14 protein-coding genes are annotated in these 14172 nt (G+C 67.1%); all 14 read right to left on the bottom strand.

Annotation, left to right across the window (positions count from 1 at the left end; all coding sequences use genetic code 11):
* Positions 1-8: 8 nt before the first annotated feature.
* Positions 9-230: a DUF2274 domain-containing protein gene (locus tag ATN00_RS04605; protein WP_020817596.1), complete on the bottom strand. Its 222-nt coding sequence runs from the start codon at positions 228-230 to the stop codon at positions 9-11.
* The gene (locus ATN00_RS04600; protein WP_062062666.1) at positions 227-1432 is read right to left on the bottom strand and encodes a TraB/TrbI/VirB10 family type IV secretion system protein; all 1206 of its coding nucleotides are present in this window, start codon (positions 1430-1432) and stop codon (positions 227-229) included. Before ATN00_RS04600 ends, ATN00_RS04605 begins: the two co-directional genes overlap by 4 nt.
* Positions 1429-2439 (bottom strand): P-type conjugative transfer protein TrbG, encoded by a 1011-nt coding sequence (gene trbG / locus ATN00_RS04595; protein WP_062062663.1) that lies wholly within the window; start codon positions 2437-2439, stop codon positions 1429-1431. The genes ATN00_RS04600 and trbG overlap by 4 nt, the downstream gene beginning before the upstream one ends.
* The gene (gene trbF, locus ATN00_RS04590; protein WP_062062660.1) at positions 2436-3119 is read right to left on the bottom strand and encodes a conjugal transfer protein TrbF; all 684 of its coding nucleotides are present in this window, start codon (positions 3117-3119) and stop codon (positions 2436-2438) included. The genes trbG and trbF overlap by 4 nt, the downstream gene beginning before the upstream one ends.
* 6 nt (positions 3120-3125) lie before the next feature.
* Entirely contained in the window at positions 3126-4490 is a 1365-nt protein-coding gene (gene trbL / locus ATN00_RS04585; RefSeq protein WP_062062656.1) for a P-type conjugative transfer protein TrbL, read from the bottom strand.
* Positions 4487-4789 carry a putative entry exclusion protein TrbK-alt gene (gene trbK-alt / locus ATN00_RS04580; protein ID WP_062062653.1) on the bottom strand — a complete coding sequence of 101 codons (303 nt, stop codon included), beginning with the start codon at positions 4787-4789 and terminating at the stop codon, positions 4487-4489. Before trbK-alt ends, trbL begins: the two co-directional genes overlap by 4 nt.
* A gap of 8 nt (positions 4790-4797) precedes the next feature.
* On the bottom strand, positions 4798-5514 hold the full coding sequence (gene trbJ / locus ATN00_RS04575; protein ID WP_062062650.1) for a P-type conjugative transfer protein TrbJ: 717 nt from the start codon (positions 5512-5514) through the stop codon (positions 4798-4800).
* Positions 5511-8000 carry a conjugal transfer protein TrbE gene (gene trbE / locus ATN00_RS04570; RefSeq protein ID WP_062062647.1) on the bottom strand — a complete coding sequence of 830 codons (2490 nt, stop codon included), beginning with the start codon at positions 7998-8000 and terminating at the stop codon, positions 5511-5513. Before trbE ends, trbJ begins: the two co-directional genes overlap by 4 nt.
* Positions 7997-8278: a VirB3 family type IV secretion system protein gene (locus ATN00_RS04565; protein ID WP_010127353.1), complete on the bottom strand. Its 282-nt coding sequence runs from the start codon at positions 8276-8278 to the stop codon at positions 7997-7999. Before ATN00_RS04565 ends, trbE begins: the two co-directional genes overlap by 4 nt.
* Positions 8275-8610 (bottom strand): TrbC/VirB2 family type IV secretion system protein, encoded by a 336-nt coding sequence (locus ATN00_RS04560; RefSeq protein ID WP_062062644.1) that lies wholly within the window; start codon positions 8608-8610, stop codon positions 8275-8277. The genes ATN00_RS04565 and ATN00_RS04560 overlap by 4 nt, the downstream gene beginning before the upstream one ends.
* On the bottom strand, positions 8607-9593 hold the full coding sequence (gene trbB / locus ATN00_RS04555; protein ID WP_062062641.1) for a P-type conjugative transfer ATPase TrbB: 987 nt from the start codon (positions 9591-9593) through the stop codon (positions 8607-8609). The genes ATN00_RS04560 and trbB overlap by 4 nt, the downstream gene beginning before the upstream one ends.
* Before the next feature lie 140 nt (positions 9594-9733).
* Complete coding sequence (locus ATN00_RS04550) at positions 9734-10153, bottom strand: CopG family ribbon-helix-helix protein (protein ID WP_062062637.1); 420 nt, start codon at positions 10151-10153, stop codon at positions 9734-9736.
* Positions 10150-12180 (bottom strand): conjugal transfer protein TraG, encoded by a 2031-nt coding sequence (locus tag ATN00_RS04545; RefSeq protein WP_062062635.1) that lies wholly within the window; start codon positions 12178-12180, stop codon positions 10150-10152. The genes ATN00_RS04550 and ATN00_RS04545 overlap by 4 nt, the downstream gene beginning before the upstream one ends.
* A gap of 367 nt (positions 12181-12547) precedes the next feature.
* Positions 12548-14167: a chaperonin GroEL gene (gene groL / locus ATN00_RS04540; RefSeq protein WP_062061339.1), complete on the bottom strand. Its 1620-nt coding sequence runs from the start codon at positions 14165-14167 to the stop codon at positions 12548-12550.
* Positions 14168-14172 lie beyond the last annotated feature (5 nt).

The raw sequence follows: 14172 nt of genomic DNA, 5'->3' as shown, positions 1-14172 counted from the left end.
ACACGCCTTCACGTCTCCTGCGCGCGGCGTCGGCGGAAGGCCCGGTCGGTTTCCATGAACCGGGTGAGCATGGGCGCTATCAGTTTCTCGGGCAGGACCGGGGCTGCCCCGGTCTCGGCGGCGAGCGCCGCAGCGTAGGCGACGAGATCACGGTGAACCGGCGCGGGCAGCTCCACGGAGAGTTTGACCGGACGGTCGTCGGCCAGCGGCCCGAGCTTCAGTTTCGTCATCGCATCGCTCCGATGGGTTCGAGCACCAGATCGCGTGTAATGATCACGCGCAAGGGGTGCCCCGGCCGGATGGTGAGCGTCGGCTGCACATTGAGTTGTCGACGTACGATCTGCTGGCCGGTCTGATTGATGGTGTCCTGCGATCCACGCCGCAGCGCGCGGGTTAGATCGTCCTCGCTGTCGGCGCCCAGCTCGGCGCCCATGCCGAGCAATGTCGAGATGGCCGCCGCCTTGAACAGATTGCCCCAATGCTGGTTCACTCGATCCTGTAGGCCCGCAAAGCCGGCTCCGTCCGCGCCAGGCTGACGCTCGAGAACGATCGAGCGGCCATCCGGCATGATGAGCCGGTCCCAAGCCAGCAGCACGCGGGTCTGCCCGGCGGCGATCTCGCTATCATACTCGCCGATCAGCCGCGCGCCCTGCGGGATGAGAAGGATACGACCCGTGGGGCTGTCATAGACATTCTGCGTCACCTGCGCCGTGATCTGGCCGGGAAGGTCCGACCGGATGCCGGTGATGAGCGCGGCCGGGATGATGCTGCCGGCCTGAACGATGTTGGGCGACGTGGGCGGGGTCAGGCGCTGGACGCTCACAGTGCGCTGGTTCGACGCCTGCGCCATGAAGGCCTGCTTGGCGGCCTGATCGTTCTGAGCGGCGCTCGCCGGCTGCGGTTGCGGCGCGGCTTGCTCTGGCAGGACCAGCGAAGACGCTGGCGCCGTTCCGATATTGCCAGCGTTCCCGCCGAGGAACACGCCGCTCATGCGCGCCGCGTCGCGCTCTTGCTGCGCGCGCTGGCGGGCGGCTTCCGCGGCCTGGGCACGCGCATCGGGCTGCGCACCGACCGGAGGCACCGGGACATTCTCGCCGCGCCGCTGGGCGGAGACGATGGGACCGCCGAGGTCGCCGGGGAGCGGCGGCCCGAGCTTCGGCGCCTCGGCATAGTCCCTTGGTCCAGAGGTGATGGTCTCGGACGTGGCGCGGCTGTCGGTGCTGTAGAGTTCCTTCGCTTCCTTCTCGCCTGCCGGCCTGAGCGCATAGATCAGCGAGCCGCCGATCCCGAGACCGGCGGCGATGCCCATCATGGCCAGCGCTTTGCGCGAAAGACGCATGACGCGCGGGGGATCGCGGCGAAGCTGAAAGGCTTGGGGATCGGAACGCGGCGCCAGCGGTTCGGGCGGAGCACTATCGATGGGATCGTTCACGGCCGCCGCTCCCGTCCGTCGTCGCGCACGATGCGGACGCGCTGCTCGCTGCGTCGGTCGCCCAAGCGGAGCTCGGCGGCGGCGAACAGGCGATCGACCACCATGTAGCGGCCCTGCACGCGAAAATTGACCAGTTCGGCACCGCCGGCCGCGCCGGTCACGAACAACGGCGGCATCTCGCCCTGCGCGATCCCGCCCGGAAACTCGATGAAGACCTGGGCGGAATCGTCGAAGGCGCGAACCGGCTTCCACGGAACGCGGTCGCCCTCGATCCGGTAACGGAAATTGAGCGCGGACACGTCCACGCCGCTCGCCACCGGCGCGGCCGATGCCGCCGCCGCGTTGCGTCCCTGCAAGGCGATCAGCGCGTCATGCGGGTAGGTCCACGAAACCGACGCCATGTAGGTCGAAGCCGTCGCGCGCAGCTCCAGATGATAGGTGCGGCGATCGGTATTGATGACAAGGTTGGTCGCGATGTCCGGTCGCGTCGGCTTCACGAGGATATGCACGCGCGCCGCGGGACCGCTGCCGCTCACCGTGTCGCCGATGATCCAGCGCACGGTATCGCCGGCCGCGACCGGCCCCGGCCCGACAAGCTGCTCGCCCTTCTGCAAGGCGATGTCTGTCACCTGGCCGGGGGCGGTATAGACCTGATAGAGCGCGCCCTGCGTCCAGGGATATTGCTGGATCGCGTTGAGGAAGCCGTCTCGGACGGGCTGCATACGCGCAGCGGCATTGGCCGCGCCGACACGGCGGCGCGGATCGGCAGGCTCGGAAGGCGGCGCGCTGTCCGCGACCGGCTTCAATTGGCCGGGGAGCGGCAGCGGTTCGGGGATCGTCACCACTTCGACGGCGCGCGGGGGTTCCGGCGCGAGTGTCGTTGCGATCCCCGCCGGTGGATCGTCGTAAGCGATGGCGGGCGGCTTCGCCGATGTGGTGGCGCAGCCGGCGAGCGCGGTTGCGGAGACAAGCAGGACCGCCGAAGCGGAGCGATGGAAAAGCGTCATTGCGACAGCTCCTTTGACCAGTTGAGGGCGTTGACGAAGACGCCGAGCGGGTTCTTGCGCAGCGCATCGGGCGTGCGCGGCGGTTGCACGACGATGGTGAGAATGGCCGACCAGCGTTCGGTGGCGGTGAGGTTGCCGTCCTGATAGCGGCGCTCGGTCCAGGCCACCCGGAAGCTGTCGGGCGAGGCCCGGATGACGCTCGACACGTCCACCGCGACCTGCACCCGGCCGACATTGGCGAACGGGTCATTGGCGCGCGCGTAGTCGTTGAGCGCCAGCGCGCCCTTGTCGGTGGTGAAGTCGTAGGCCCGGAGCCAGTTCTGACGGACGATCACCGGATCGGCCGGGATCGCGCGGACCTGCTCGATGAAGCGGGCGAGGTGGAACGCGATCTGCGGATCGGTCGGACGATAGCCGGTTTCGGCCGGCGCGACGGCCTGGGCCTCGCCCAGCCGATCGACCTGAACCACCCAGGGCACGATATGCCCGCGCGCGGACTGCCAGACGAGTCCGGCGGAGAGGCCACTGGACAGGGTGAGCGCGCCGAAGAAGGCGAGCCGCCAGTTCTTCGCCTGGACGCGCGCGGCGCCGATGCGGTCGTCCCACACCTGGGCGGCTCGCTGATAGGGCGTCGTGGGTTCGGGGGTCTGGCCATAGCGGATGGTGGGACGTTGGAACATGGAGGGTCAGTCCTTCTCTTTGATGTCGGGACCGGCGCCGCCGCCGTGGCTGTCGCCGGCCTTCATCGTGTGCGCGAGAACGGTGGCGCCGTGGGTCATTGACTGGCGGCGCTTCATCGCAGCCGCCCAACCAGGTTGGGCGGACGAGCCGGCCGATACGGCAGCGCCAACGGTCGCGGCGGCCGGGGTGGCGGGCGCGGGTCCGCCGGTGATCGTACCGCCGGTGGCTGTAAACCCGGCGCGTGCGCCCAAGCGGAAGTTGGACTTCATCGCCTCGCCGCCCTTGGCGGCCGCCTTACGCAGCGGCGAGAGGACAGCGTTCGCCGCGCTCCCCGCCGCCGCCTGACCGACCGCGGCCACGCCGCCCGCGACAGCGCCGGGGCCGCTCTTGCCGAACGAACCGAGGCTGTAGGCGCTGGTCGCGCCGCCCGCCATTTGAGCGCCGCCACGCGCGGCGGCTCCGGTCATCCTGCCGGCCGCCCCCACGCCATGCCGAGCTGCGGCCGCGCCGCCGATCAAAGCGCCACCCGCTGCGAGCGCGGTCCCGGCCGCCGCACCGGCGCCAAGCTGCGGGCCACCCGAGACGATGCCATTGGCAATGCCGGGACCGAAGATCGCGAGGCCCAGCAGCGACAGCGCGGCCAGCGCAATCGCCATGACCTGATTGATGTCGGGTTCGGCGCCAAGGCCGGCGGTGGTGAACTGGCTGAACAGCGTCGTGCCGATGCCGGTAATGACCGCGAGCACCAGCACCTTGATGCCGGTCGAGACGACATGGCCCAGCACCTTCTCGGCCATGAAGGCGGTCTTGTTGAAGAAGGCGAAGGGCAGCAGGACGAACCCGGCCAGAGTCACCAGCTTGAACTCGATAAGGGTGATGAAGACCTGCACGGCGATGATGAAGAATGCGAGCACGACGATCAGCCAAGCGATCAGCAGCACGAGGATCAGCGCGGCGTTGGCGAAGAAGGCCCAAAGGCTGGAGAATTGCCCCGCCGCATCGAGCAGCGGCTTGCCGGCCTGAAGCCCGGTCGCAGCGATCGTGCCGGGCTTCATGAAATCAGCGATCGACATCGCGCCGCCGCTGGCCTGGAGGCCCAGGCCGGCGAAGCTCTCGAAAACGATGGTGGCCAGACCTGAGAAGTTGCCGATGATGAAGGCGAAGGTGCCGATATAGAGCGTCTTCTTGACGAGGCGCTGAAGCACATCCTCATCCGCCCCCCAGGCCCAGAACAAGCCAGCCAGCGTTACGTCGATGGCGATCAGCGTGGTCGAGAGAAATGCAACCTCGCCGCCGAGCAGCCCGAACCCGCTGTCAATGTAGCTGGTGAAGACATTGAGGAAGGTGTCGATGACGCCGGTGTCGTTCATGGTGTGGCGCCTTCATCCGGCGCCATGTCGCTGCCGCGCTCCGTCTCGGGCGCGGACTCTTCCTGGCGGAAGAAGCGGCGGCGATTGGCGGCCCAGGCCGCCTCGCAGCCGCTATCCGGCATGGTAAGCGTGGCGCAGCGGTCCAGCTCGCGAGCGACCCTAGCTTGGCCTTCGTCCACCGGCAGGAGGAGCGGAGGCGCGGGTGCAGGCTCATCGGGCTGAACGGCGGCGACAATCGCCACCGTCATCATCAACCCGGCCAGCGCCGCTACCCCTGCGATCTTCGCCGTGCGCGACATCGGGCGTCTCAGTTGCCCATGAAGCGGCGGAACCGCTCGCGGCCTTCGGCTTCCTCGGCGGCTTGGCGAGCGGATTGCAGCGCCTGCGCCCGCCCCTGTGCCGCAACGGCGGCGGTCAGGTCCGCAAGCTGCTGCGATTGCAGCGCGAGAAGCTGATTGCCCGCCTGGGCAGCCTGAAGCGCACCGGTCGCCGACTGGCTGGACGAAACCAGGCCGTCCATTGTCGTGCGCGCGCCGTCGATGTTGCCGACAACGCCGGCCTGAACGCGTAGCGCGTCCTCGAACGCGCCGACGCTATCCTCCCAGCGCGCATTGGCGTTGGCGACCATCTGCGCGTGGGTGCCGGTGAGCGCCGCGCCCTTGTAGCGGCCGTCGAAAACCTGCTGGACGCTCTGCACGTCGTAGGCGATGCGCTGCGCCTCGCCGAGAAGCTGCTGGGTGCGCTGCACCTGCTGCTGCAACTGCTGAAGCGAGCTGAACGGCAGCGTAGCGAGGTTGCGCGCCTCGTTGATGAGGCTGGTCGCCTGGTTCTGGATTTGCTGAATCTGGTTATTTATCTGCTGGAGCGACCGGGCGGCGGTCAGCACGTTCTGCGCATAGTTGGTCGGATCATAGACGATCCCGCCGAACTGAGCGTGAGCCGGCGTCGCGGCAGTGATGCCGATCATGCTCGACGTGGCGATAGCGCCGGCCAGCACGGCGCGGCGTAGAATGGAGGGCTTCATGGTTCGATGTCCTTCAAGGCAAGGGGAAGCTGGCCGGTATCTTCCCGGCGGCCGGCCAGCGGATCGGGTTGGGGTTCGGGAAGAAGCTCGACCGCCCAGGCGCAGCCGCGATGCCGCAGCCATTCGGCGGCGAACGCGGATTGCCCGTAGGCTTCGATGATCTCGGCGATGCGGAGCTGGTCGGCCTTGGCCGAGGCGGCGGTGAAGGCGAGCGCGACCTCGCCCAGCCCCAGCTCGAACAGCCGGTTGCCGCGCCGCGACTGGCAGTAATAATCGCGCTTGGGCGTTGCCCGGCTGAGGATTTCGATCTGCCGGGCGTTCAGGCCGAAGCGCTCATAGATGGCCGCGATCTGCGGTTCGGCAGCGCGCTCGTTCGGCAGGAAGATGCGCGTCGGGCAGCTTTCGATGATGGCCGGCGCGATGCAGCTGGTCTCGATGTCGGCTAGGCTCTGCGTCGCGAACACGACACTGGCGTTCTTCTTCCGCAAGGTTTTGAGCCATTCGCGGAGCTGGGTTGCGAAATCCGGGCTGTCGAGGACCAGCCAGCCTTCGTCGATGATGATGAGCGTGGGCGAGCCGTCCAGCCGGCCTTCGATTCGGTGGAACAGATAGGACAGGACCGCGGCCGCCGAACCGGCGCCGACCAATCCCTCCGTCTCGAACGCTTGCACCGACGATTCGCCGAGCCGTTCGGCCTCGGCGTCGAGCAGGCGGCCCCACGGTCCGCCGAGGCAGTAAGGGGCAATAGCCTGCTTGAGCTGCTGGCTCTGCAACAGCACCACCAGGCCGGTCAGTGTGCGTTCGGAAGGCGGCGCGCTGGCGAGCGAGCCGAGCGCCGACCAGATATGCTCCTTGGCCTGCGGATCGACCGCGACGCCTTCGGACGCGAGGATCGCAGCCAGCCATTCCGCCGCCCAGGCTCGTTCGGCGGTATCGTCGATATGGGCGAGCGGCTGTAGCTGGACGCCGGTTTCTGCCTCGTCGGCCAACATGCCGCCGAGATCCTGCCAGTCGCCGCCCATGCCGATCGCGGCGGCGCGGATGCTGCCACCGAAGTCGAAGGCGAAAACCTGTGCGCCGGCATAGCGCCGGAACTGCATGGCCATCAGCGCGAGCAGCACCGACTTGCCCGCGCCGGTCGGCCCGACGATCAAGGTGTGGCCGACATCGCCGACGTGAAGGGAAAACCGGAACGGGGTCGAGCCTTCGGTCTTGCCGTAAAGCAAGGAGGGAGCGCCGAAGTGCTCGTCCCGTTCCGGCCCCGCCCACACCGCTGACAGGGGGATCAGGTGGGCGAGATTGATGGTGGAGATCGGGGGGTGGCGGACATTGGCGTAGGTGTGGCCGGGCAGGCTCCCCAGCCATGTCTCGATCGCGTTCATGCCCTCGGGAATGACGGTGAAATCGCGGCCCTGGATGACCTTCTCCACCAGTCGCAGCTTTTCGGCGGCAATGGCCGGATCGCGGTCCCACACCGTCACGCTGGCGGTGACATAGGCCATGCCGGCATAGTCGGCGCCCAACTCCTGCAGGGCGGTGTCCGCGTCGGCAGCCTTGTTCGAGGCGTCGCTGTCGAGCAGCGTCGATGCCTCGTTGGTCATCACTTCCTTGAGGATCGCGGCGACCGATTTGCGCTTGGCGAACCATTGCCGCCTGATCTTGGTCAGCAGCTTGGTCGCGTCGGTCTTGTCGAGCATGATCGCACGGGTCGACCAGCGATACTCGAAGGCGAGCCGGTTCAGCTCGTCGAGCAGGCCGGGGAACGTGACGCTCGGGAAACCCGTGATCGTCAGCGTGCGGAGGTGATGGTCGCCGAGCTTCGGTTCGAGCCCGCCGGTCAGCGGTTCATCGGCGAGAAGCGCGTCGAGGTGCATCGGGGTTTCCGGCACGCGGACGCGCTGGCGCCGCGTCGAGACCGTGCTGTGCAGATAGGTCAGCGTCTCGGCATCATCGAGCCAACGGACCTCGGGGACGAAGCCCTCGACCAGTCCCAGCACGCGATCGCTGCGATCGGTGAAACCTTTGAGCAGCTCCCACGGATCTACGCCGGTTGTCGAGCGGCCCTCGTAGAGCCAGCCTTCGGCACGCGCGGCTTCCTCGGCTGGAGGCATCCACAGCAGCGTCAGGTAGTAGGCGCTCTCGAAGTGGGCACCTTCCTCGCGGAATTGTTCGCGGCGCTCCATATCCACCAGCGTCGACACCGGATCGGGGAACGCGGACTCGGGATAGTCGAGCGCGGGTGTGCGCTGCGCCTCGACGAAAATTGCCCAGCCCGAACCGAGCCGGCGGAGCGCGCTGTTCAACCGTGCACTCGTCGCGACCAGCTCGGCCGGCGTGGCGCTGTCGAGATCGGGACCGCGGAAACGGGCGGTCCTCTGAAAGCTGCCGTCCTTGTTGAGAACGACGCCTTCGCCGACCAGCGCGGCCCAAGGCAGGAAGTCGGCCAGGTGGGCGGCGCGATTCCGGTATTCGCGCAGGCTCATCATGGCCGCATCCACGCCGGATAGCGGAGGTGCCGGCGAGCCACGTCCACGAACTGCGGATCGCGGCGCGCGGCCCATACCGAGAGCGCGTGGCCGATGGCCCAGATGGCGAGGCCGGCGATCCAGAGGCGCAGGCCGAGGCCGATCGCGCCTGCCAGCGTGCCGTTGACGATGGCGAGCGCGCGCGGGGCGCCGCCGAGCAGGATCGGCTCGGTCAGCGCCCGATGGACCGGAGCATAGAAGCCGGCGATCGGCTCGACGGGATCGGCCGCGCCCGTCATGCGATCAGCGCCCCGCCGCCGAACGAGAAGAACGACAGGAAGAAGCTCGACGCGGCGAAGGCGATGGACAGGCCGAACACGATCTGGATGAGGCGGCGAAAGCCTCCCGACGTGTCGCCGAAGGCGAGCGTGAGGCCGGTGATAATGATGATGATGACGGCGATGATTTTCGCCACCGGCCCCTCGATGCTTTCGAGGATGCTTTGCAGCGGGGCTTCCCACGGCATAGACGAGCCGCCAGCGTGGGCCGGAACGGCGAAGGTTAGCGCGATCACGCTGGCGGTGGCGGTGAGCATGGCGCGACGCGCGCCATGCCGAAGGGCATGGATCATGGCAGGTCTCCGGGGTGGGGGGTGGTGAGCGGTGCGAGGCGGTAGTCGCCGGTCGCGGGGTCGAGTCCGTCGACGCGGGCCAGCTCGATCAGCCGGCGCCCGTGCCCGTCGCGGACCAGCACGGCGATCAGGTCGATGGTCTCGGCCAGCAGCGCGCGCGGGACCGTGACGACGGCCTCCTGGATGAGCTGCTCCATGCGGCGCAGCGCGCCGAGCGCGGTCCCGGCGTGAATGGTGCCGATGCCGCCGGGGTGGCCGGTGCCCCAGGCTTTGAGAAGGTCGAGCGCCTCGGCGCCGCGCACCTCGCCGATGGGAATGCGGTCGGGGCGGAGCCGCAGCGAGGATCGGACGAGATCGGACAGCGAGACGACGCCATCCTTGGTCCGCATGGCGACGAGGTTGGGCGCGGCGCATTGCAGCTCGCGCGTGTCTTCGATCAGGACGATGCGGTCGGTGGTCTTCGCCACCTCGGCGAGCAGCGCGTTGACCAGCGTGGTCTTGCCGCTGCCGGTCCCGCCCGCGACGAGGATGTTGGCGCGTGTCTGCACGCCATCGCGCAGCGCCGCCGCCTCGGCCGCCGACATGATCCCGGCGGCCGCATAGTCGTCGAGCGTGAACACCGCGACGGCGGGCTTACGGATTGCGAAGGCCGGCGCGGCGACGACGGGCGGCAGCAACCCCTCGAACCGCTCGCCCCCTTCCGGCAGCTCGGCCGAGACGCGCGGGGACCGGGCATGGACCTCGACGCCGACGTGATGCGCGACCAGGCGGACGATGCGCTCGCCATCGGCGGCGCTCAGCGTCATGCCGGTGTCGCTGATGCCTTCGCCGAGCCGATCGACCCACAGCCGCCCGTCCGGGTTCAGCATCACCTCGATGACAGCGGCATCGTCGAGCCAGGCGGCGATCGACGGGCCGAGCGCCGTGCGCAGCATCCGCGCGCCGCGTGCCTTCGCCTCGGAACGGATCGGATGGATGATCAAGAAGAGGCCCCTGAATTGGACCGGGCGAACCGCCGCCCGGCGTCAGGGACACATCAAGAGAGACAAAAAGGATCAGAGTTCAACAGATAGATTCGGCTGTCGTAGGCTGGCGAAGAACGACAGGGAGCAGCGTAGTTCGCTCACTCTTCCCGGGCAGGAAAGTCCTCGCTGATTTCCTGCCTGACCTTCGGACCTTTCGCGAGTCGACGGCCAAGCGCGTCGATGAAGGCATCGTAGCGATCACCGCCCTGTCGGCGCATGGCGCCCCGTTCCGCTTCGGGTGGCGGCGGGGTGTTCGATAGCCAGAATCGGACGAACATTGCGATCATCTCGACACCGATCCCCACATCGCGCTCCAACCGGATCATACGCCGGTCCAGCCGGTCGAGGCGCTTGGAGATGGCCGCTTCGCGCTGTTCGTCTGCATCGGGCGACAAGAAGGACGCAATGGCAGCCTCGGCGATCAGCGACCGCGACTGGCCGCGCCTATCCGCATAGGCTTCAAGCGCGTCCTTGAGGTCCTGTTCGAGATAGACGGACAAAGGTGACTTGGTGGTCATAGCTCGATGCCGTCGTCGGGATCGAGGGACGCCTGCCGGGCCAGCCGCTGCGTCTGACGGCGCGCCGTCGCTTGCCGTGCCGCGTCGACATCGGGTTCGGGCTCGTCCAGCTCAAACTCATTGGCGGAAACGGGCATGGGCGCCGGCGCGATGTCGATATGACGTTCCATCTCCGGTTCGCGGCGCAGGTCCGCGTTCGCGGCATCGTCCGCCGCACTAGCCTTCTTGGCGGCCTTTTTCTTCTTCGGCTTTTTCGGCGCATCATGCTCGATCGGTTGGGGCATCGGCGGAGCCTCGATCGGTGGCAAGCCGCTCCAGTCGTTCGGGCGCGGCGGGCCTTCCCCGACATTCCTATCCGGCGGCGACAGCACGCGCTGCGTGAACCGCCGATCCTTGAAATACCGGACTTTCTTCGCTCGGATCGGCGGGATGCCAGCGACCATGACGATCTCGTCGTCGGGCGGGAGCTGCATGATCTCGCCGGGGGTGAGGAGCTGGCGGGCGGTTTCGGAGCGCGACACCATCAAATGCCCGAGCCAGGGTGAGAGGCGATGCCCGGCGTAGTTCTTCATCGCTCGCATCTCGGTCGCAGTGCCGAGCGCGTCCGATATGCGCTTGGCGGTGCGCTCGTCATTGGTGGCGAAGCTCACCCTGACATGGCAGTTGTCGAGGATCGCGTTGTTCGGCCCATATGCCTTTTCGATCTGGTTGAGCGATTGCGCGATCAGGAAGCTCTGGATGCCGTAGCCGGCCATGAACGCCAGCGCGCTCTCGAAGAAGTCCAGCCGCCCCAGCGCGGGAAACTCGTCCAGCATCAACAGGAGGCGATGGCGCGACTGCCGCGCCTTCAAGTCCTCGGTCAAGCGGCGCCCGATCTGGTTGAGGATGAGGCGAATGAGCGGCTTGGTGCGCGAGATGTCGGATGGTGGCACGACGAGATAAAGCGTCACCGGCCGCTCGCCCTCGACGAGATCCGCTATGCGCCACTTGCAGGTGCGCGTGACCTGCGCGACGACGGGATCGCGATAGAGGCCGAGGAACGACATGGCGGTGCTCAGGACGCCCGACCGCTCATTGGCCGATTTGTTGAGCAGCTCGCGGGCCGCGCTGGCAACGACGGGATGGACGCCGGCCTCGCCAAGATGCGGCGTGGTCATCATGGCGCGCAGCGTGGACTCTATAGGCTGGCGCGGATCGGACAGGAAGGCGGCGACACCCGCGAGCGTCTTGTTCTCGCCGGCATAAAGGACATGGAGGATCGCGCCGACCAGAAGGGCGTGGCTCGTCTTCTCCCAATGGTTGCGCTTTTCTAGGCTGCCTTCGGGATCGACCAGCACGTCGGCGACATTCTGCACGTCGCGCACTTCCCAGGCGCCCTTGCGGATTTCGAGCAGGGGATTGTAGGCGGCTGAAGCGGCGTTGGTCGGATCGAACAGCAGCACTCGCGCGTGCAGGGCGCGAAAGCCGGCCGTGAGCTGCCAATTCTCGCCCTTGATGTCATGAACGATCGCTGAGCCGGGCCAGGTCAGCAGCGTGGGCACGACGAGGCCAACACCCTTGCCCGACCGTGTGGGCGCGAAGCACAGCACATGCTCGGGGCCGTCATGCCGCAGATAGTCGCGCCCGAGCCGCCCCAGCATGACGCCGTTCGGTCCAAGCAGCCCGGCGGCGCTCGCCTCACTGCGCGTTGCCCAGCGCGCCGAGCCGTAGGTCTCGGCGTTCTTCAGCTCGCGTGCGCGCCATACCGACATGCCGATGGCGACGACGATCGCGGCGAATCCGCCCGACACGGCGATGAACGCGCCGGTCTGGAATATCTCGGGCGCATAGGCTTCGAACGAGAACCACCACCAGAAGAAGGCCGGCGGCGGATAGACAGGCCAATCGCCAAGCATGAACCAAGGCGCCCCAAGCTCAGGCTGATAGGCGAGCGCCGCGGCCGTCCACTGCGTCGCGGCCCATATGCCGGCTAGCACGATCAGGAAGACCGTGATGACCTGACCCCAAAGGATTTTTGTCGCGGACATCACGCTTAGATCGGTGGGCGCTGGCTAATGAATCAAGCCCCAAGCGCCGGGGCGAAAAGCGTGGCGCAGAAATACAGGCAATGGCGTATGCGCCTCTATAGCTTCTGTACCCGCCAACATTCCAGACATTCGAGTTTCAGATTGCCGTGATCGATTCCTGCCTTTCGTTCATCACGCATTTGAGAAGGATGAAAGACTTGGTCTGGGACAGAGCCGCCGTCCCACAGCAATAAGTCGACCGACAGCTGTTGCCAGGAGCCGACATCCAGCAGTTGCCTGACCGGCATCGAAGAATAATAGAAAGGGACTTGTCGCTCTTAAGCTCTTAAGCTCCGGGGAGCCCGAGTATCGGGCTCCCCGTCTCACGTCAGTAGTCCATCGCCGGCATCGGCGCGGCCTTTTCCTCTTTCGGCACTTCGGCGACGAGGGCCTCGGTAGTGATGAGGAGCGAGGCGACAGAGGCCGCGTCCTGCAGCGCGGTACGCACGACCTTGGCCGGGTCGATCACACCGGCCTGGACGAGATCCTGGTACTCGCCGGACGCTGCGTTGAAGCCCCAGTTGTAGTCGTCGCTCTCGAGCAGCTTGCCGACGATCCAGGCGCCGTCCTCGCCGGCGTTCTCGGCGATCTGTCGGGCGGGGGCGCGTAGCGCCCGGCGGACGATGTCGATGCCCGACTGCTGGTCGTCATTCGCGGCCTTGAGGCCATCCAAGGCCTTGAGCGCGCGCAGCAACGACACGCCGCCGCCGGGCAGGATGCCCTCTTCGACCGCGGCGCGGGTGGCATGCAGCGCATCGTCGACCCGGTCTTTCTTCTCCTTGACCTCGACTTCGGTCGCACCGCCGACGCGGATCACCGCGACACCGCCGGCAAGCTTGGCGAGCCGTTCCTGCAGCTTCTCGCGGTCATAATCGCTGGTGGTCGTCTCGATCTGCTGGCGGATCTGCGCGACGCGGCCGTCGATGTCGGCCTTGGTACCGACGCCGTCGATGATCGTGGTGTTGTCCTTGTCGATCGTGACTTTCTTGGCGCGGCCGAGCATGCCGATCGTCACGTTCTCGAGCTTGGTGCCGAGCTCCTCACTGACGACATTGCCACCGGTGAGGACGGCGATATCCTCGAGCATCGCCTTGCGGCGATCGCCGAAGCCCGGCGCCTTGACCGCCGCGATCTTGAGGCCGCCGCGCAGCTTGTTGACGACCAAGGTCGCCAGGGCCTCGCCCTCCACATCCTCGGCGATGATCAGCAGCGGGCGGCCCGATTGGACGACCTTCTCGAGCAGCGGCACGAGGGCCTGCAGGTTCGACAGCTTCTTCTCGTGGATCAGGATGTACGGATCATCCAGTTCCACCTTGAGCTTCTCGGCATTGGTGATGAAGTACGGCGAGAGGTAGCCGCGGTCGAACTGCATACCCTCGACGGTCTCGAGCTCGGTCGCGAGGCTCTTGGCCTCCTCGACCGTGATCACGCCCTCATTGCCGACCTTCTCCATTGCCTCGGCAAGGATTCGGCCCACTTCCTCGTCGCCATTGGCCGAGATTGTCGCGACCTGCGCGATCTCGCTATTGGCGCTCACCTTCCTGGCATGGGCTTCGAGGTCGGCGACGACGGTGGTCACCGCCAGATCGATGCCGCGCTTGATGTCCATCGGGTTCATGCCCGCAGCGACGGCCTTCGAGCCTTCGCGCACGATCGCCTGGGCGAGCACGGTCGCTGTGGTGGTGCCGTCGCCGGCCTTATCGTTCTGCTTGCTTGCGACCTCGCGCAGCATCTGCGCGCCCATATTCTCGAACTTGTCGGCAAGTTCGATTTCCTTGGCGACGGTGACGCCGTCCTTGGTGATGCGGGGGGCGCCGAAGCTCTTCTCGATGACGACGTTGCGGCCCTTGGGGCCAAGCGTCGCCTTGACCGCGTTCGCGAGCGTATCGACGCCGCGCAGCATGCGGTCACGCGCGTCCGATGCAAATTTGACTTCCTTTGCAGCCATCGCTG

It is taken from the genome of Sphingobium baderi, assembly GCF_001456115.1.
Lineage (GTDB): Bacteria > Pseudomonadota > Alphaproteobacteria > Sphingomonadales > Sphingomonadaceae > Sphingobium > Sphingobium baderi_A.
Note: the sequence above shows the minus strand (reverse complement) of the source record. Positions and strands in the feature narration are given on the sequence as shown.